13 protein-coding genes and 2 pseudogenes are annotated in these 19,068 nt (G+C 73.1%); 5 read left to right on the forward strand and 10 right to left on the reverse strand.

Going from position 1 to position 19,068, the window contains the following annotated elements; translation table 11 throughout:
• Positions 1-47: 47 nt before the first annotated feature.
• From OG899_RS00865 to OG899_RS00880, 4 genes are all read right to left on the reverse strand, one after another.
• The gene (locus OG899_RS00865; protein ID WP_125497336.1) at positions 48-326 is read right to left on the reverse strand and encodes a ferredoxin; all 279 of its coding nucleotides are present in this window, start codon (positions 324-326) and stop codon (positions 48-50) included.
• Positions 323-1,528, reverse strand: a complete 1,206-nt coding sequence (locus OG899_RS00870) for a cytochrome P450 (RefSeq protein ID WP_406310862.1) — start codon at positions 1,526-1,528, stop codon at positions 323-325. The genes OG899_RS00865 and OG899_RS00870 overlap by 4 nt, the downstream gene beginning before the upstream one ends.
• A gap of 261 nt (positions 1,529-1,789) precedes the next feature.
• Positions 1,790-3,256: an MFS transporter gene (locus tag OG899_RS00875; protein WP_229813792.1), complete on the reverse strand. Its 1,467-nt coding sequence runs from the start codon at positions 3,254-3,256 to the stop codon at positions 1,790-1,792.
• 546 nt (positions 3,257-3,802) lie between these two features.
• Entirely contained in the window at positions 3,803-4,354 is a 552-nt protein-coding gene (locus OG899_RS00880) for a LysM peptidoglycan-binding domain-containing protein (protein ID WP_168131016.1), read from the reverse strand.
• A 309-nt stretch (positions 4,355-4,663) separates the two neighbouring features.
• Here OG899_RS00880 and OG899_RS00885 point away from each other — a divergent pair, with 309 nt between their 5' ends.
• Together OG899_RS00885 and OG899_RS00890 are read left to right on the forward strand one after the other, a co-directional pair.
• Positions 4,664-6,991: a GH92 family glycosyl hydrolase gene (locus tag OG899_RS00885; RefSeq protein ID WP_168131015.1), complete on the forward strand. Its 2,328-nt coding sequence runs from the start codon at positions 4,664-4,666 to the stop codon at positions 6,989-6,991.
• Positions 6,992-7,065: 74 nt separating this feature from the next.
• Positions 7,066-7,281, forward strand: a complete 216-nt coding sequence (locus OG899_RS00890) for a hypothetical protein (RefSeq protein WP_125497341.1) — start codon at positions 7,066-7,068, stop codon at positions 7,279-7,281.
• A gap of 100 nt (positions 7,282-7,381) precedes the next feature.
• Here OG899_RS00890 and OG899_RS00895 read toward each other — a convergent pair whose 3' ends face one another.
• Both OG899_RS00895 and OG899_RS00900 read right to left on the reverse strand, forming a co-directional pair.
• The gene (locus OG899_RS00895) at positions 7,382-7,675 is read right to left on the reverse strand and encodes a hypothetical protein (protein ID WP_406311202.1); all 294 of its coding nucleotides are present in this window, start codon (positions 7,673-7,675) and stop codon (positions 7,382-7,384) included.
• A 199-nt stretch (positions 7,676-7,874) separates the two neighbouring features.
• Positions 7,875-8,285: pseudogene (locus OG899_RS00900) on the reverse strand (hypothetical protein); the annotation flags it as partial.
• A 345-nt stretch (positions 8,286-8,630) separates the two neighbouring features.
• Here OG899_RS00900 and OG899_RS00905 point away from each other — a divergent pair.
• Positions 8,631-9,215, forward strand: a complete 585-nt coding sequence (locus OG899_RS00905) for a TerD family protein (RefSeq protein ID WP_189427657.1) — start codon at positions 8,631-8,633, stop codon at positions 9,213-9,215.
• A gap of 254 nt (positions 9,216-9,469) precedes the next feature.
• On the opposite strand, the gene snpA is transcribed toward OG899_RS00905, so the two are convergent.
• Positions 9,470-10,138 (reverse strand): snapalysin, encoded by a 669-nt coding sequence (gene snpA, locus OG899_RS00910; protein WP_125497344.1) that lies wholly within the window; start codon positions 10,136-10,138, stop codon positions 9,470-9,472.
• Between the two features lie 266 nt (positions 10,139-10,404).
• On the opposite strand from snpA, the pseudogene OG899_RS00915 reads away from it, so the two are divergent.
• Positions 10,405-11,388: pseudogene (locus OG899_RS00915) on the forward strand (LysR substrate-binding domain-containing protein); the annotation flags it as partial.
• Between the two features lie 359 nt (positions 11,389-11,747).
• Here OG899_RS00915 and OG899_RS00920 read toward each other — a convergent pair.
• Positions 11,748-12,830 (reverse strand): ABC transporter permease, encoded by a 1,083-nt coding sequence (locus OG899_RS00920; RefSeq protein WP_229813747.1) that lies wholly within the window; start codon positions 12,828-12,830, stop codon positions 11,748-11,750.
• Between the two features lie 239 nt (positions 12,831-13,069).
• Between OG899_RS00920 and OG899_RS00925 the strand changes: the two genes are divergently transcribed.
• On the forward strand, positions 13,070-14,500 hold the full coding sequence (locus OG899_RS00925; RefSeq protein WP_189427659.1) for an amino acid permease: 1,431 nt from the start codon (positions 13,070-13,072) through the stop codon (positions 14,498-14,500).
• 25 nt (positions 14,501-14,525) lie between these two features.
• Here OG899_RS00925 and OG899_RS00930 read toward each other — a convergent pair whose 3' ends face one another.
• Positions 14,526-15,353: an alpha/beta fold hydrolase gene (locus tag OG899_RS00930; RefSeq protein ID WP_125498287.1), complete on the reverse strand. Its 828-nt coding sequence runs from the start codon at positions 15,351-15,353 to the stop codon at positions 14,526-14,528.
• A 174-nt stretch (positions 15,354-15,527) separates the two neighbouring features.
• The gene (locus tag OG899_RS00935; RefSeq protein ID WP_125498286.1) at positions 15,528-18,902 is read right to left on the reverse strand and encodes a pyruvate carboxylase; all 3,375 of its coding nucleotides are present in this window, start codon (positions 18,900-18,902) and stop codon (positions 15,528-15,530) included.
• Positions 18,903-19,068: the final 166 nt, after the last annotated feature.

Here is a 19,068-nt window from a genome sequence, read left to right on the forward strand (position 1 = left end):
AGGGCGGAGCGTCTCCCCTCGCACGGTCCGTGCCGCGCGTCACGCCGTCATGCCTCGGGAGCGATCAGGGCGCCGGTGTCGCGGTGGGTGACCCGGATGGCTTCCAGGGGGCAGGACTCGGCGGCGTCCACCACACGGTCCTCGGGCGGGACGTACTCGGCCGTGGGGTGCGAGACGCCGTCGCGGACCTGGAAGCGGTCGGGCGCGACGCCGGCGCAGATGCCGGTTCCCATGCAGGTCCCGGTGTCGACCCGCACCCGCCAGATCTCCGTCCGCGTGCCGGGGGCGGGCACGGCCCCGGCAGTCTCCCGGTCCGCGCCGCTCATGCCGCCGCCTCCCAGGTGATGAGCATCTTCTCCAGGCCCCGCACACCGGAGCCCGCCTTCCACACCAGGTCCTCCTCGGTGCCCGCCAGACGCAGTCCGGGCAGGCGGCGCAGCAGGGTGCTCAGCGCCACCTGCAGTTCCATCCGGGCGAGCTGGGCGCCCAGGCAGTGGTGCGGGCCGTGCCCGAATCCGACGTGCGCGGCCTCCTTGCGGGTCAGGTCCAGCCGCTCGGGGCAGGTGAACACGGCGGTGTCGCGGTTGGCCGCGGCGGTGGAGACGACGACCGGTTCGCCGGCGTGCACCACTCCGCCGCTCAGCTCGACGTCCTCGACGGCGTAGCGGGCGGTGGAGGCGCTGCCCAGCGGCACGAACCGCATGAGTTCCTCCACGGCCTGCGGGACGAGTCCCAGGTCGGCGCGGAGCCGGGCGAGTTCCTCGGGGTGCTCCAGCAGCGTGTGGACGAAGTTGGGGATCTGGCTGGCGGTGGTCTCGTGGCCGGCGACCAGCACGCCGACGCCCATGGCCACCAGTTCGTCCTCGGTGAGCCGGTCCTGTTCGTCGCGCGCGGCGACCATCACGCCGAGCAGGTCGTCCTGCGGGTGCTTGCGGCGTTCGGCGACGAGGCCCGCCATGTAGCGGGACAGCTCGTCGGCGCAGCGGTCGATCTCCTCGGGGCTGAAGCGGGTGGTCGACAGCAGCGCGTCCGACCAGTGGCGGAAGCGCGCCCGGTCCTCGAACGGCACCCCGAGCAGCTCGCAGATCACCGTCACCGGCAGCGGCAGGGCGAAGGCGCTCACCAGGTCCGCGGGCGGCCCCTGGGCGATCATCTCGTCGACGAGCCGGTCGGCGATCTCCTGGGCGCGGACCCTGAGCTGCTCCACGCGGCGGGCGGTGAACGCCTTGGCGACCACGCGGCGCAGCCGGGTGTGCTCGGGCGGGTCGAACTCCATGATGTTGCCCGGAAGTCCCCGGTGGTACCGGGTGCGCGGCTCGTCCCGGCGCACGGCCTCGGCCCGGCTGAACCGGGGGTCGCCGAGCACGGTCTTGACGTCCTCGTACCGGGTGACCAGCCAGCCCGGCTCGCCGTGCGGCAGCTTGACCGGGCACAGCGGCTCCTTCTCCCGGACCTGCTCGAGCCGCGGATCGATGCGCAGTTCGTCGGGCTCGCTGAACGGGAAGGGGTGAGGGTCGGTGATGGTCATGAGGGGCTGCCTCTCGTGGGGGAACCATCTGCTCTCAGGGCCGTCGCGCCGATCGACCCGGAGTGACCGGCTGCCACCCGGATCATCATGTTTCGTCCGTGTTCGTCGTCCCTGCTTGCCACCGTAAGCAATCTTGCAGTCGGCTGCAATATTGCTTTCGGCCGCATGGAATCGGTGGTTGCGCGCCATTCCGCGCCTGGGAGTCGGGGCGTCGCATCCCGAGGGACGCGCCCCCCGTGACGGCATGGCACACCTGTCCGGCTACCCCGTCCGGCCCGTCTTGACGGTGGCCCGGTACAGCGCCTCGGCGGTCGTCAGGAACTCGCGCCGTTCCTCCGCGGACCCCACCATCGGCCGGGAGCCGCGCAGCGGCACCTGTGCGCTCTCCGGCAGGAACTTCACGGTCACCAGCCCGATCAGCCCGGCCGCCATGAGGTAGAAGGCGGGCATCAGGTCGTTGCCGGTCGCCTCCACCAGTGCGGCGGTGGCCAGCGGGGTGGTGCCGCCGAAGGCGGCGACCGAGATGTTGAAGCCGATCCCCATGGCGGCGTACCGCACGGCGGTGGGGAAGAGCGCGGGCAGGGTGGCGGCGCTGGGGGCCGCGAAGCAGGCCAGCAGCGTGGACAGGAGCAGCACACCGGCCACCGGCGCCCAGAAGCCGGGCGTCTTGATCAGTTCGAACGCCGGCACGGACAGCACGATCATCGCGGCCGCCGCGACCCCGTAGACGGAGCGTCGGCCGACGCGGTCGCTGAGGCGGCCGATGAACGTGATCAGCAGCACGATCCACACCATGCCCAGCAGCACCAGCAGGTCGGCGAAGTCGCTGGAGCGGTGCAGGGTCTCCGTCTGGTACGTGGGCAGGTAGCCGGTGACCATGTAGTTGGTGACGTTGTACAGCAGCACGATGCCCATGCAGATGAGCAGCTCCGGCCAGTGGCCCCGGACGATGGTCCGGAACTCGCTGCCCACGGACTTCTGGGCCAGGCTCTTCTCGTGCTCGTCGAGCTGCTGCTGGAAGGCGGGCGACTCCTCCAGTTTCAGGCGCATGTACAGGCCGATGACGCCGAGGGGGCCGGCGATCAGGAACGGCACACGCCAGCCCCAGGCGAGCATCTGGTCGTCGCCGAGCAGCACATGGAGCAGTGTGACCAGGGCGGAGCCCAGCGCGTAGCCGACGAACGTGCCGAAGTCCAGCCAGCTGGACAGAAAGCCGCGGCGGCGGTCGGGCGAGTACTCGGCGACGAAGGTGGTGGCACCCCCGTACTCACCGCCGGTGGAGAAGCCCTGCACCATGCGGGCCAGCAGCAGCAGAAGCGGCGCGGCGATGCCGATGGTGCCATAGCCGGGGATGACGCCGATGGCGAAGGTGCCCAGGGCCATCATGATCATCGTGGTGGCGAGCACCTTCTGCCGGCCGATGCGGTCGCCGAGCGGGCCGAAGACCAGCCCGCCCAGGGGCCGCACCACGAACGCCGCGGCGAAGGTGGCGAAGGAGGAGATCACCTGCACACCGGGGGAGGCACCGGGGAAGAACACCTTGCCGATGACGGCGGCGAGGTAGCTGTAGACGCCGAAGTCGAACCACTCCATGCAGTTGCCCAGCGCCGAGGCGCCGACCGCGCGCTTGAGCAGCGGGGGCTCGACGACATGCACGTCCTCCGTGCGCAGGACGCTCTTGCGGCGCCGCAGGCGCAGGGTCAGCTCCTCGCGGACCTGTCGCGGCATGCGGGCCAATGCGTCCCGCAGCCGTTCCGCGCCGGAGCCGGCCGGACCCTCAGGTGTCACGTCCACGAGCGCCACCCTGTCTCGCGTGTCCGACTTGTACGATGTCGCCGCCGGAGCGGACATACGTCCTGCTGCCGGAGCGGCGGCCGCCCCGTGGTGCGCCCGCGGAACACCGGCAGGTGTGCCGGCCCGGGGCCGGGGCGGGACACCGGGTACCCGATGCTGCGGTGTTTCCGCCCGCCGGGGAGGCGAGGCCACGGGACCGCGGCCGCGGCGGCCGCGACCGCGGTCCGGCCGGCGCGCGCGGTGCCGGTGCGGCGGGTCCGCCGGTGCGGTGTGCCCGCCGGCACGGACCGCCGGCGCCTGTGGCCGCCGCGCGGACCGTTCCGCACTCCCCGCCCCGCCGGGCCGGCCGTCCTTGTCTCTGGCCTGCCGCTGCCCGTTCGCACGGTTGCCGGTTCGTCCCGCCGCCGGTTGCGCCTCCGGTGGCACCTCCGCCAGGCCCGGCGGACGGCCTGCGCCGGGGCGGATCCGGGTCCGCCGCCGTCAGGTGCAGGCGCCGGGGATCCGCAGGCGCACGTCCGGGAACACCAGCTGTCCGCCGTCGCTCGCGGCGAGACCGTGGGCGCGGGCCGCCGCCTCGATCGCCGCACGGTTCGCCTCGTACAGCTCGCGCCACCGGCCGCCGTCGCCCAGCAGCCGGTCGGCGAGGTCCCAGAGGGTGTCCCCCGCCGCGACCCGGCTGTCGCACGCCCGCTCCTGCGGGGGCTCGGCCGGCGGCTGCACCAGCGGGGGCACCGGTGAGCCGGTCGACGGCGGTTCGCTCGACTGCGGAGCGGGTGGTGCGACCGGCGCGGCGGACGAGGCGGATGCCGTGGGCGTGGCGTGCGAAGACGGCGGGAGGACGGAGGTGACCGGAGGGTAGGGCGGTTGCACCAGCGGGGGCACCGGGCCGCTGGGGGCGGCCGGCGGTTCCACGAGCGGCGGGACGGACGGCGGTGAGGAGTCGGCGCGATCCGGCGCCGCCGCGAGCGCGGGGACGCTCGTCACCAGAACCAGGGAACCGGTGGCCAGTCCGGCGGCCACCGCCGTGGCCACACGTGCTCCCGGGCGCACCACCCGGGTGCCCGGACGTATGCGGGACGGCCGCGCCTTGCGCGAGGGGATCCGGCGCACATTCCACCTCCGGCGGTGTCGCAGCGAGACGAGTCACTCACTGGTGACGCTACGTGCCCCTGTCGGGTGACGTCCCCCGGGCGTAGCCCGATCGGGCGCCTCGCCCGCACCGGAGGACCGCCCGCGTCCCCGGTCTTGACGAGTACACGCTCAGGCTCGAAGAATGGCCCGCGGCCGCTTTCTGACAACGTTGTCCGAATCGCATCTGTCCTCGGGGAGGGGCTGACGCCCATGAGATGGACCCCACGCCTGCGGAGCGGAGGGACGGTCGCCGCGGCCGTCGCCCTGCTCGCCGCCGCTCTCGCCGCGCCCGCCGCCCACGCGGCCGACGCCCGGGAGGACAGGCTCACCGATCTCGTCAATCCGTTCATCGGCACGCAGAACGAAGGCAACACCTACCCCGGTGCGGCGGTGCCGTTCGGCATGGTGCAGTTCTCCCCGGACACCGGGCACAACACCGGGTACGACTACTCCCAGGACCACATCCGTGGTTTCTCCCTCGTCCATCTGTCCGGTGTGGGCTGCGGACTGGGCGGCGACCTGCCCGTCCTGCCGACCACCGGCGACGTCACGGAGACGGACTACGCCCGGTACGCCGCCGCCTTCAGCCACGACGACGAGCAGGCGAGCCCCGGCTACTACGCGGTGGGACTCGACAGCGGCATCAAGGCCGAGCTGACCGCGACCGCCCGCACCGGTGTGCAGCGCTACACCTTCCCCGCCACCGACAAGGCCAACGTGCTGCTGAACGCCGCGCAGTCACTGCACCGGACGGTGTCCTCCGAGGTGGAGGTGCTCGACGACCGCACGGTGCGCACCGCCGTCACCGGCCGCGGTTTCTGCCAGGACACCGAGCCGTACACCGTGTACACGATCACCCGGTTCGACCGGCCGTTCACCGCCTACGGCACCTGGAGCGGCTCCACCGTCACGCCGGGCGCGAAGACCGGCACGGGCGGCGCCTACCTCCGCTTCGAAACCACCGAGGACCGTACCGTCGAGGCGACGACGGCCCTGTCGTACGTGGACGCGCACGGCGCGGCCGTCAACCTGCGTGCGGAGGGCGGCCGTTCCTTCGACGCGGTGCGCGAGGCGGCCCGGCGCGCCTGGGAGGACCGTCTCGACGACGTCCGGGTGCAGGGCGGCAGCGAGACCCTGCGCCGCACCTTCTACTCCTCGCTGTACCGCTCGTTCCTGGCGCCGAACATCGGCAGCGACGCCGACGGCCGCTACACCGGCTGGGACCAGAAGATCCACCACGCCCAGGGCTTCACGTACTACCAGAACTGGTCGCTGTGGGACACCTACCGCACCCAGTCGCAGTTGCTGTCGCTGCTCGCGCCGCGCGAGGCCCGCGACATGGCCATCTCGGTCGTCAAGATCTCCGAGGAGAGCGGCTGGCTGCCCAAGTGGGGCTACGGCACGGTCGAGACGAACATCATGACCGGTGACCCGGTCACCCCGTTCCTGACCAACGCCTACCAGCAGGGGCTGCTCAAGGGCTGGGAGGAGCGGGCCTACCGGGCCCTGAAGAAGAACGCCGACGGTGTGCCGCCCGCCGACTCCCCGGCCGTGGGCCGCGAGGCCAACAAGGAGTACCTCGCGAACGGCTACGCGCCCTACATCAAGGGCCGTCCGCACGCCAAGCCCGGCGACTCCGACTACGACCACGGCGCCTCCGCGACCCTGGAGTACGCCCTGGCGGACGCCATGCTGGCCCAGATGGCCCGCGACCTGGGCCACGACGAGGACGCGGCACGCTACGCGGCCCGCGCGCAGAACTACCGCAGCGTCTTCGACGCCTCCACCGGCTTCTTCCGGGCACGTGACGCCTCGGGCGCCTTCACCGGACCGGCCGACCCGGCGCAGAGCGAGGGCTTCCACGAGGGCACGGCCTGGCAGTACCAGTGGCTGGTGCCGCAGGACCTGCCCGGCATGATCTCCCTGATCGGCGGCACACAGGCGGCCAACGACCGCCTGGACTCCTTCTTCGCCTACGACCAGCTGCTGCGGGACCCGGCGAGGACGGCCCGCGAGGTGTGGGTGAACGGCCCGTACGACTACTACAACGCCGACAAGTACAACCCGCAGAACGAACCGGACCTGATCGCCCCGTACACCTATCTGTCCACCGGGCAGCCGTGGAAGACCACGGACGTGGTGCACGCCGCGCTCACCCTGTTCACGGACACCCCGACCGGCATGACCGGCAACGACGACCTGGGCACGATGTCCGCCTGGAACGTGCTGTCGTCGATCGGGATCTTCCCGGTGCAGCCCGGCTACGCCACCTGGGGTCTGTCCACCCCGGTCTTCGACCGGGTCGACCTCCGGCTCGACCGGCGCCACTACCCGCGCGGCTCGCTGACGATCACGGCGCCCGGCACCTCGGACGCCCGCCGCTACATCCAGTCGGCGTCGGTCGACGGCACCGCGTACGGCCGCACCTATCTGACCACGGACGATCTGCGCCGGACGCGGACGCTGGCGTTCACCGTCGGCACCGAGCCGTCCGACTGGGGCACCGGCCCGCAGGCCGCTCCCCCGGCGCTGCGCTGACCCGGGACGGTCGGCGCGCGGCAGGGAGGGTACCCGTCGGGGACCGTCGTCGCCGTGCGACCGAGGAGGCGAAGATGCCCATCGACACCGTCGAACGGTTCCTGGCGGCCCTCCCCCCGCCCGACCGGGAACGCATCCGGAAGCTGCCGCACGCCGAGCAGCAAGGGCTCGCCGAGGCGTGGGAAGCGGAGCTGCGGGAGGACATCGACCTGGACGTGCTCAGCGAACTGTCCCCGCCCGCGGCCGAGCACGAGGCGGCCGCACGGGTGCTGCACCGCCGGCCGGTCTAGGGTCGGCCCTCTCCCGGACGGGCCGGGCGGCGTCGTACGGCTGTCTGCCGTCGGCGCCGCCCGGCCCGTTCTCGCGCCGCGGGCGGTGAGCACCGCCCGGTCATGCGCGGGCGGCCGAGGCGACGGCCGCCCGCGCCGTCCGCTCCACCGCCGCGACGCCCTCGTCCATCGTGGCGCTGCCGTCCGACAGGACGGCGACCAGGTAGCGGTGCCCGCCCGCGGTGACGCGTCCGACGCTGTTGACGTCCCACAGACCGGTGGTGCTGCGTCGCAGCCAGCCGTTCTTCAAGGCCGTCGCGGAGCCCGGCAGCGCCGTCGCGGAGCCCGGCAGCGCCGTCGCCGAGCCCGACGCCGCCGAGACGCCCCAGGTCTGCTCCGGTGCGACCCGGCTCATCAGGGTCCGGATGTAGCGGCGGGAGCCGGGGTGCAGGGCGGGGGCGCCGCCGCCCGGCGCCCGGTCGTCGAAGACGGCGCGCAGCAGGCGGATCTGGTCGGACGCCGTGGTGCGTCAGCCCCCACCTGCGCCCGGGTCCGCCCTCGGTGGCGCGCAGGCCCAGACGCCGGTTGGCCGCCTCCAGGCCCGGGGCACCGCCGATGCGGCGCCACAGGACGTTCGCGGCGGCGTTGTCGCTGTGCTCGATCATGGGCTCGGCCAGGGACCGTTCCCGCGCGGTGAGCGGGCGTCCGGCGTCCTGGGCGCGCAGCAGCAACGCCGCGAGGATGTCGAGCTTGACGATGCTGGCGGTGTCGTAGGGGGTGTCGTCGCCACGGACGAGGGGTTCCCGCGTGTCGCCGTCGAGATCGAGGACGGCCGCGGTGACCCGGGGTGTGCCGTGCGGGTGCGCGGTCGCGGCGGCGGCCCGGGGTGTGCCCGGGTCGGCGGCCGCCGGCGGGGCCTGCAGCGCGCCGAGGAGGACGAGGGCGGCGGTCAGCAGTACGCCGGCGCAGGCGGCGGGGCGCCGCGCCACGGACTGCACGGGCGCCGGGGTGGACGGATACGGCATGGCGGACAGCCCTCGCGGGGGGGGGGAGACGTCACGGGCAGTGGAGATGAACGTAGACAAACCATGCGCAGCGCGATGTGACGTCCGTCATGGAAAGCTCGTGTCCGCCGGGATTGTGACGAGTGCAACAGCACCGGGCGGTGTGCACCCGGAGCCGCTCGGGCGCGCCCGCGTGCCGGGCCGTTGCGCGGGCGGCGGCGCGGTGAGGGCACCGCCGACCGCCGGCACCCGTCGTCGAGGTCCCTGTCGCCGGGCGGGTTCCCGCACGGCTCCCGGCCCGCGGCGAAGTCGCCCGCATCGCGGCGCACTTTGCCTACCGGGGCCGCTCACCCCGATGATCGAGCCATGATTGTGCTCACGAAGGAAGACGGCCCCGCCGACCTGGACGGTGTCACCCACATGTCGATCGGGGTCGCCTGGGACCCCACCTCCGGGGCCAGCGGCGGAGTGATGGGGCTGCTCCGCCGGAAGGCCGGTACGGACCTCGACCTCATCGCGATCGCCCTGCGGGACTCGGAGCCGGTGCGGCTGGCCGGCCTGGACTCGCTGGACCCGATGGGCAACGGCTCGCTGGTGCACAGCGGTGACAACCAGACGGGCCGGGGCGACGGCGACGACGAGACCGTGACGGTCGAATTCGCCCGCATCCCGCCGCAGATCACCTCGATCGTGTTCATCGCCGCCGCCTTCAAGAAGGGAAGTTCCTTCCAGAAGGCACGCAACATCAGCTTCAAGGTGTACGACGCGACGGGGGGCGAGGCCGAGCAGGTCGCCGAGATCTGGCCCAGCATGCTCACCCAGGACAACGCCTGCGCCGTGGCCAAGGCCGTGCGGGTGGGCGACAGTTGGAAGCTTCAGGTGATCAACGAGACGGGGAAGGTCAAGCAGGGCGACGAACGGGCCCTGATGCGGTTCGCCGTCAGCATGTGATCCCCCGCGGATCACCGTGGCGGCCGGTGCTCCCCGCGTGACAGCGGCGCCACGGTGATCCGCTCCGGGCGTGTCCGCCGGAGTGCGGTGCGGCGGGACGGCCGGGCGATGCCGGCTCCCGTCGCGGTCCTGCCACGGGCGCGGCCCGGTCCGCCGGCCAGGCCGCATGCCCGCGTCCGCGTGCCGCCGCAGCCGTCACGGAGGGGTCGAGCCCCGCCCGTGCGGCTTCAGCGGCATGCGTTCACCCGGCTCGGTCAGCGCACGTGGTTGACCTTCTGCAGGGCCTTGGCGAAGCCGTTGGCCCACAGCTGCTCGACCTTGGCCCGCTCGGTGGCGTTCGGGTAGCGGTTGGTGCAGGACGGGCCGGGGCCGCCGCCCGACATCAGCTCGCTGCACGGACCCTCGTAGTGGTCGGGCAGGCCGAGCACGTGACCGGTCTCGTGGGCGACGACGCGGATGGAGTCGTACTGCTGGTTCTGCGCGTAGTCCAGGAAGATGTAGCCGCGGCCGTGGCCGTCGGTCGACGCGTAGGAGCCGCGCGAGTCGCTGCCCTCGTAGTAGGCGAAGTCCCCGGTGCCCGAGGTGGCCTGGAGCTTGACGTTGGAGACGGAGCTGTTCCAGATGGAGGCGGCGCTCGCTATCTGCGAGGCGAAGCTCGGCGCCTGGGAGGCGTTGTAGTAGACGGTCACCGACTTCAGGCTCGGGTTCGCGGCCTGCTTCTCGGCGACCGACTTCAGCACGGCCTCGAAGAAGGCGTTGTTCCCGGTGACGCTCTCACCGGTGCCGGCGTGGGGGGCGTAGGCGGCACGGGTGGTGTCGGGGGCGGCGGCTGCCGGGGTCGCGGTGCCCAGTGCGGCACTCGCCAGACCGAGACCGAGCGCAAGGGCGAGAAGTCTCTTGGCGCTCGTGCGGGAGGACTGCATGGATTCTCCTACTCGTCCTAGGGCCTGTCGTCCGGGTCGTGCCGGGCGCGCGGGCACTCGGGCACCGCGTGCCGCTCCGGCCGGTCCGCACGAAGAACCCCAGTGGGGGTCGAACGATCGGTCAGGGACGAGTCTGGATCAGGTGCAGCCCCCGGCGGATGATGGCACCTGGGGACAGCATCGTGCTATCACCCGTCAACCGGTGGGGCTCATGGTGAGAATGAGCATCTGGTGCACCGCACCGGGCGCCGCCTACCCTCCCCACCATGGAGCTGGAGGTCAGACACCTTCGGGTGCTGTGCGCAATCGCCGACTCCGGCAGCCTGCACCGGGCGGCTCGCCAGCTGGGCCTGGCGCAGCCGTCGTTGAGCGCGCAGCTGCGGCGCATCGAGCATCTGCTCGGCGCCGAGCTGTTCGTGCGTTCGCGCACCGGCTGCCGTCCCACCCCGCTGGGTCACGCGGTCCTCAGTCGCGCCCGGCCGCTGGTCACGGAGTTCGCCGCGATCGTCTCCGAGACCCGGGCGGCCGCCGCACGTGCCGCCGGCGGCTGTCATCCGCGCATCGGTGCCACCGCGAGCCGGGCCATCCCGGGCTGGCTGCGCCGGCTGCGGGCCGCGGCGCCCGGCAGCGAACCCACGCTCCAGATGGACGTCTCCGCCAACGCCCTGCTGCGCATGGTCGCCGAGGGCCGGATCGACCTGGCGTTCGTGCACGAGGTCGAGGGCAGTCCGCTGCGGGTGCCGCCCGGCCTGCGCCTGCGGGTGCTCGTCGAGCGGGAACCGCAGTTCGTCACGCTCGCCGCGGACCATCCGGCCGCCGCGCGGCGCGAGATACGGCTGGCCGACCTGGCCGGTGAGCGGTGGATGATCGACTCCACGGTCGACGGCGAATGGGACGCGCTGTCCCGGGCACTGCGGTCGGCGGGGGTGGAGCCGGAGATGCTGCACGGCGACTATCTGACCGCGTATTCGCTGGCCGCGATGGGTGAGGTGGTGACGGTCAGCCAACCCACCGCGCAGCCGCGGCCCGATCTGGCCGTCCGGCCGCTGCACGGCGATCCGATCGGGGTGCGGCTGCTGCTCGCGGCCCGCACGGAGGTCGAACTCGACCGCGCCTTCGGCCCGTTGGAGGAGGCCTACTGGGAAGTGGCCCGCCAGTCCCCGGTCTACCAGCAGTGGCTCGAGGACCGGCGGACGGAACCGGACCCGGAACGGGAGCGGGACGGTGCCCGGGCGGACGAGGCCGGCCCGGTCCCGGAGGACGGGGCGCTGCGGAGAGCCGGCCGCGCGGGGGCGGCCCGGGGATCCGGCCCCCTGCGTCAGGCCGTCCGCCGTGCGGGCCCCGCGGCGGTGCCGGCGGCGGTTCCGGCCGACGGGCCCGGTGGAGTGCCTCGGAAGACGGCCGCGGTGCCGGGTGCCGGATCGGGCCGTGCGGCGCCCGCGCTGCCGGCGGCCCGTCGGGCGTCGTGAGCGTCGGCGGGGCCGACGGTACGTCCGGTCCCGCCGGTGTCCGTCACCCGGCCGCCGTCTTGGACCGCCGTGCGGTGCTGTCGGCGGGCGCGGTCCGCCGGCCCGGAGGGTGCGGTCCGCCGGCCCGGAGGGTGCGGTGGTCACGCCGGGGACTGCGGCGCCGATTCGGTGCGGCCGCCGGGGTGGCGGTGCCGCCAGATCCAGAAGACGGCGCAGGAGACGACCGTCCAGCCCGCCAGGACCAGGAACGGGAAGGCATGCTGATGGCCGGCGAAGTACACGGCGGTGTGCTGGGCGTTCACCGAGGCGCCCGGCGGCAGCCAGCGGCCGATCGTGCCGAGGGGGGAGGGCAGCAGCGGCCAGGAGACGGCACCGCCGGAGGAGGGGTTGCCGAGCAGCACCATCAGGCCCCACGTGGGCAGCATGGCCCAGCGCCCGATGAGGGTGTTGAACATGGTGAAGACCATGCCGGAGGTGAACATGGTCAGCGCCAGGATCAGCCAGGACTCCACGAACGGCAGCCGGAGCGCGCCCAGCAGCCAGTCCACCACCGCCGCGATCACGAAGCCGCCGAGCAGGGAGTAGGCGAGGGTGAAGGCGATGCGTTCGGCCGGGTTCAGGTCCCGGGCGTGCACGCTGAGCTGGATGGCGCCGACGAATCCGACGACCACCGCGGCGAGCGAGATGTAGAAGATCGCCAGTCCGCGGGGGTCGCCACGCTGCAGCGGCTTGAGATCGCGGACGGTGACGCGCACCCCGGCAGCCGGGCCGACCTGCTGCGCCGCTTCCTGGAGCACCTGCGCGACGGAAGCGCCCGAGGCACTGGAGAGGTGGAGCGTGATCGTGTTCCCCGTGGCCTCCACGTCCAGGACGGCGAAGATCCGCTGCTCGTCCACGGCGGCCTCGGCCGCGCGGAGACTGTCGTAGGGGTGCAGCTTGAGGGAGGCGTCCAGCGCCTTCTCCATGCCGGCGACGAAGCGCCGCGCCGGCTCGCGGTCCCAGGCGCCGACGACCGCGGTGGGGACGGAGCGCGGGGTGGGGTCGGCCATGGCGTAGGTGTAGGAGCCGGCGAAGACTCCGGCCGCGGCGGAGATGATCAGCAGCAGCACGGCCGCCGGCAGGAAGGGCGACTGCCGGAAGGCGTTCCAGCACGTGGAGAGGGTGCGCGGGCGACGGCGTTCCTTCGCGGACGGCACCGGCTTCCCGGTCGGCATGTCGGACATGTCGCTCACGCTAGATCATCCGGCGGGCCTTTCCCCGGGCGAAACTCCCCCGGCGGCACCCCGCACGGCGGCTCCGCAGAATTCCCGGCCGGGACCGTGCGGCGGCGCACTTTTTACGGATCGCCGCACCCCCCGGCGGACGATTCCAGGCGAGTTGCCGCGCCCTTCGGCGATGCCGGACCATGGGGCACGGTCCGGCGATCCCGGGCATCAGTTCGAAGAGAGGCAGCACCACCCCCATGCACGTCCCCGGAACCGCCCCGCAGTCGGCTCCGGCCCCGCAGGAGACCTCCCCCTCCGGCTCCCCGGCCGCTTCCCCGGACCACCCCGCCCCGGCCGCCCCCGACAGTCGGCACGCCCGCCGTTTCGGGCTGCCCGTCGCGACCGCGCTGGTCATGGGCAACATCATCGGCGGCGGCATCTTCCTGCTTCCGGCCTCCGTCGCACCGTACGGCACGGTCAGCCTGCTCGCCTTCGGTGTGCTGACCGTCGGCGCCATCGCCCTCGCCCTGGTGTTCGGCCGGCTCGCCGAGCGCACCCCGCTCACCGGCGGCCCGTACGTGTACGCGCGTGAGGCCTTCGGCGACTTCGCGGGCTTCCTCGCCGCCTGGGCGTACTGGATCACCACCTGGGTGTCCAACGCCGCGCTGGCCGTCGCCGCCGTCGGATATCTGGACGTGCTGATCCCGGTGAACCAGCACTGGTGGACGGCGTGCCTGGCCGCGCTGGTCCTGGGGTGGCTGCCCGCGCTCGCCAACTTCGCCGGCACCCGGTACGTCGGCGCCGTGCAGCTGGTGTCCACGGTGCTGAAGTTCCTGCCGCTGCTGCTGGTCGCCGTCGGCGGGCTGTTCTTCTTCGACGCGCGCAACCTGGGCCCGTTCAACCCCGGCGGCGGCAGTCCCGTCGGCGCGGTGTCCGCCTCCGCCGCCATCCTGCTCTTCTCCTACCTGGGCGTGGAGTCCGCCGCGGTCAGCGCCGGAGAGGTGAAGAACCCGCGCCGCAACGTCGGCCGCGCCACCGTGATCGGCACCGCCGGTGCGGCCCTGGTGTACCTGCTGGGCACGGTGTCGGTGTTCGGTACGGTGGCCCACGACCGGCTGGTGGAGTCGACCGCGCCGTTCTCCGACGCCGTGAACGCCATGTTCGGCGGCAGCTGGGGCGGCTGGGCCGTCGCGCTGGCCGCGCTGATCTCGATGACCGGGTGCCTCAACGGCTGGACCCTGCTGAGCGCGCAGACCCCCTACGCGGCCGCGCAGGACGGTCTGTTCCCGGCGGTGTTCGCCCGCAAGAGGCGCGGTGTGCCGACCGTCGGGGTCGCCGTCACCGTCGTCCTGGCCTCCCTGCTGACCGTGTACAACTACGCCTCCGGCTCGGGGAAGGTCTTCGAGGTGCTGGTGCTGATCACCACGTTCACCGCGACCGTGCCGTATCTGCTGGCCACCGCCGCGCAGATCTTCCACCTGGTCTCCGGGCGCCGTGACCGGGTGGACGGGCGGCGGCTGGTCCGCGACGCCGTGGTCGCGGTGATCGCCGCCGCGTTCTCGCTGTGGCTGGTCGCGGGCGCCGGTTATGCGGCGGTGTACCAGGGTGTGCTGTTCCTGTTCGCGGGTGTGCTGGTGTACGCGGTGATGGCGGCCCGGAAGCGGGCGTCGGCCCCGGCCGGCGACTGAGCGGCCCCGTCGGCGGCTCCGCGGGTCACCGGCGGAGGAACTCCAGCAGGTCGGCGGTGAAGCGCTGCTTGTGGCCGTCGACCAGGGCGAGGCCGTGGCTGCCGCCCTCGTACACCGTCAGCTCCGCGCCGGCGATCAGCTCCACGGCCTTGCGGGCGGTGGCGTCGATCGGCACCACCTGGTCGTCGTCGCCGTGCACGATCAGGGTGGGCACGTCGAACTTGCTCAGGTCGTCGTGGAAGCGGGTGGCGGCGAAGGCGTCCACGCAGGCGACGCCGCCCTCGATGGTCTCCTGCATGGCCATGGCCCAGAAGGCGTCCTTGTTGCCCTGGGTGACCGGGCTGCCGGGGCGGCCGGCGGAGAAGAAGGTCTCGGCGATGTCCTTCCAGAACTGCGAGCGCTCCCGCAGGATGCCCGCCTTGATGTCGTCGAAGACGCTCTGCGGCACCCCTTCGGGGTTGTCCGGGCCCTGCAGCATCAGCGGGGTGATGGCGGACAGCAGCACGACCGAGCGGACCCGTCCGGTGCCGTGCCGGCCGATGTACCGGGCGACCTCGCCACCGCCCATGGAGTGCGCCACCAGGGTGACGTCCCGCAGGTCGAGGTGGTCGAGCAGGTCGGCGAGATCGTCGGCGAAGGTGTCGAAGTCGTAGCCGTCCCAGACCGGGGCGGAGCGGCCGTGCCCGCGCCGGTCGTGGGCGATGGCCCGGTGTCCGGCGTCCGCCACCGCCTTGAGCTGGTCCTGCCAGGCGTCGCCGTTGAGGGGCCAGCCGTGGGAGAACACGACGGGCCTGCCCCGCCCCCAGTCCTTGTAGAAGATCTCCACTCCGTCGCGGGTGGTGCACACGGGCATGGTCGTCACCTCTCGTCCAGCCGGGGAAGTCACCCGTCCGGCCCTGCGGCACGGCGGCGGACACCGCGCACCGGCGGGCACGTCCGCGCCCGACCGGGCCTTCATCCATCGTCTCCGCCGCGCCGCGTCCCGCAATCCGGCCGCCCGCGCCGGCACCGTCCCCGGGCGACCGGGTCAGGACACCTCGACGAGCAGATCGCCGCCCTCCACCTGCTGGACGGGGCCGATGGCGAGCCGGGTCACCCGGCCGGCCCTGGGGGCGGTGATGGCGGCCTCCATCTTCATCGCCTCGATGGTGGCCACGGTCGCCCCGGCCTCCACCTCGTCGCCCTCGGCGACGGCGAGCGTCACCACGCCCGAGAAGGGCGCCGCCACATGCCTCGGGTCGGACCGGTCGGCCTTCTCGGTGACAGGGACGTCGCGGGCGGCGGCCCGGTCCCGCACCTGGATCGGGCGCAGCTGCCCGTTCAGGGTGGCCATCACGGTGCGCATGCCGCGCTCGTCGGCCTCGCCGACGGCCTGCAGCTCGATCAGCAGCCGCACGCCCGGTTCCAGGTCGACGGCGTACTCCGTGGCCGGGCGCAGCCCGTAGAAGAAGGACTTCGTGTCCAGCACGCCGGTGTCGCCGAAGGTGCGGCGGTGTTCCTCGAACTCGCGGGTCGGCCCGGGGAACAGCAGCCGGTTCAGGGTGGCGCGGCGGGACTTCTCCAGTCCCCTGCGGTCCTCCTCGCTCAGCTGCCGCACCGGCTTGGCGGGGGCGCGGCCCTCGAGCGCCTTGGTGCGGAACGGTTCGGGCCAGCCGCCGGGCGGGGTGCCCAGCTCGCCGCGCAGGAAGCCGACGACGGAGTCGGGGATGTCGAACCGGCCGGGGTCCTGTTCGAACTCCGCGGGGTCCACGCCGGCGCCGACCAGGTGCAGCGCCAGGTCGCCGACCACCTTGGAGGTCGGGGTGACCTTGATCAGCCGGCCGAGGATGCGGTCGGCGGCGGCGTACATCGCCTCGATCTCCTCGAACCGGTCGCCGAGGCCGAGGGCGACGGCCTGGGTGCGCAGATTGGACAGCTGGCCGCCGGGGATCTCGTGGTGGTAGACGCGTCCGGTGGGCGAGGCCAGGCCGGCCTCGAACGGGGCGTAGATCTTGCGGACGGCCTCCCAGTACGGTTCCAGGTCGCCGACGGCCGTCAGGTCCAGGCCGGTGGGCCGCTCGCCGTGGTCGGTGGCGGCGACCAGCGCGGACAGGGACGGCTGGGAGGTGGTTCCGGCCATGGAGGCGACCGCGCCGTCCACGGCGTCCACGCCCGCCTGGGCGGCGGCGAGGCAGGTGGCGAGCTGGCCGCCCGCGGTGTCGTGGGTGTGCAGGTGGACGGGCAGGTCGAACTCGCGGCGCAGCGCGGAGACCAGTCGGACCGCGGCGGGGGCGCGCAGCAGGCCCGCCATGTCCTTGACGGCCAGGACGTGGGCGCCGGCGGTGACGATCCGTTCGGCCAGGCGCAGGTAGTAGTCCAGGGTGTAGAGGCGTTCGCCGGGGTCGGACAGGTCGCCGGTGTAGCACAGGGCGACCTCGGCGACCGCGGTGCCGGTGGCGAGCACGGCGTCGATGGCGGGGCGCATCTGCTCGACGTCGTTGAGCGCGTCGAAGATGCGGAAGATGTCGATGCCGGTGGCCGCGGCCTCCTGCACGAAGGCGTCGGTGACCTCGGTGGGGTACGGGGTGTAGCCGACGGTGTTGCGGCCGCGCAGCAGCATCTGCAGGCAGATGTTGGGCACCGCCTCGCGCAGCGCGGCGAGCCGTTCCCAGGGGTCCTCGGCGAGGAAGCGCAGGGCGACGTCGTAGGTGGCGCCGCCCCAGCACTCCAGGGACAGCAGCTGGGGCAGGGTACGGGCGACGAGCGGGGCGACGGTCAGCAGGTCCTTGGTGCGCACCCGGGTGGCCAGCAGCGACTGGTGGGCGTCGCGGAAGGTGGTGTCGGTCACGGCCAGCGAGGTCGACTCCCGCAGGTGGCGCGCGAAGGCCTCGGGGCCGTCGGCGAGCAGGCGGGTGCGGGAGCCGGCGGGGATCTCCCCGTCGGGCAGCGGGGGCAGCTTGGTGACGGGGTCGGCGGTCGTGGGGCGTTCGCCGTACGGCTTGTTGACGGTGACGTCGGCCAGGTAGGTGAGCAGCTTGGTGCCGCGGTCGGCGGAGGAGCGGGCGGTCAGCAGGTGCGGGCGCTGCTCGATGAACGACGTCGTCACCCGCCCGGCCTGGAAGTCGGGGTCGTCGAGGACGGCCTGCAGGAACGGGATGTTGGTGGCCACGCCCCGGATGCGGAACTCGGCGACCGCGCGGCGGGCCCGGCGGATCACGGTCGGGAAGTCCCGGCCGCGGCAGGTGAGTTTGACGAGCAGGGAGTCGAAGTGCGCGCTGATCTCGGTGCCCGCGTGGGTGGTGCCGCCGTCCAGGCGGATGCCGGAGCCGCCCGGTGAGCGGTAGGCGCTGATCCGGCCGGTGTCGGGGCGGAAGCCGTTGGCGGGGTCCTCGGTGGTGATACGGCACTGCAGGGCCGCGCCGCGCAGCCGTACCGTGTCCTGGGACAGTCCGAGGTCGGCCAGTGACTCCCCGGCGGCGATGCGGAGCTGAGCCTGCACCAGGTCGACGTCGGTGACCTCCTCGGTCACGGTGTGCTCGACCTGGATGCGCGGGTTCATCTCGATGAAGACGTGGTGGCCGTCGCGGTCGACCAGGAACTCCACCGTGCCGGCGTTGCGGTAGCCGATGGCGCGGGCGAAGCGCACCGCGTCCGCGCAGATCCGCTCCCGCAGCGCCGGGTCGAGGTGGGGCGCCGGGGCCATCTCGACGACCTTCTGATGGCGGCGCTGCACCGAGCAGTCCCGTTCGAACAGGTGGATGACGTCGCCGTGGTGGTCGGCGAGGATCTGCACCTCGATGTGGCGCGGCTCGACCACCGCCTTCTCCAGGAAGACGGTGGGGTCGCCGAAGGCGGAGGCCGCTTCCCGGGAGGCGGCCTCGACGGCCTCCGGCAGCTGGGCGGGGTCCTCCACCCGCCGCATGCCGCGGCCGCCTCCCCCGGCCACGGCCTTGACGAACACCGGGAAGCCGATCTCCTCGGCGGCCCGCACCAGTTCCGCGACGTCGGTGGAGGGCGCCGAGGAGCCCAGCACCGGCACCCCCGCCTCCCTGGCGGCCGCCACCGCGCGGGCCTTGTTGCCCGTCAGTTCCAGCACGGAGGCGTCCGGGCCGACGAAGGTGATGCCCTCCCGGGCGCAGGCGCGCGCCAGCCGAGGGTTCTCCGACAGAAAGCCGTAGCCCGGGTAGACGGCGTCGGCACCGGCTCTGAGCGCGGCGCGGACGATCTCGTCCACGGACAGATAGGCCCGTACCGGATGCCCGGGCTCGCCGATCTCGTAGGCCTCGTCGGCCTTGAGCCTGTGCAGGGAGTTGCGGTCCTCGTAGGGGAAGACGGCAACGGTGCGCGCGCCCAGTTCGTAGCCGGCACGGAATGCGCGGATCGCGATCTCGCCGCGGTTGGCGACCAGTACCTTGCGGAACATCGTGGATCCCTTCGGCCTGCCCGGTGACGGAAGACCATGGTGTCGGCGTCGCCGACGCGACGCCAGGTGAGCGCGCCGCCCGTCCGGCCGTGTCCCGGCCGCCCGTGGCCAGGTGAACCGGGCCACTCGTCCCGGTGACCACCGGCGAGCCCCGCTGCCGCGTGGT

The organism is Streptomyces thermoviolaceus (assembly GCF_045209695.1).
GTDB classification, from domain to species: domain Bacteria; phylum Actinomycetota; class Actinomycetes; order Streptomycetales; family Streptomycetaceae; genus Streptomyces; species Streptomyces thermoviolaceus.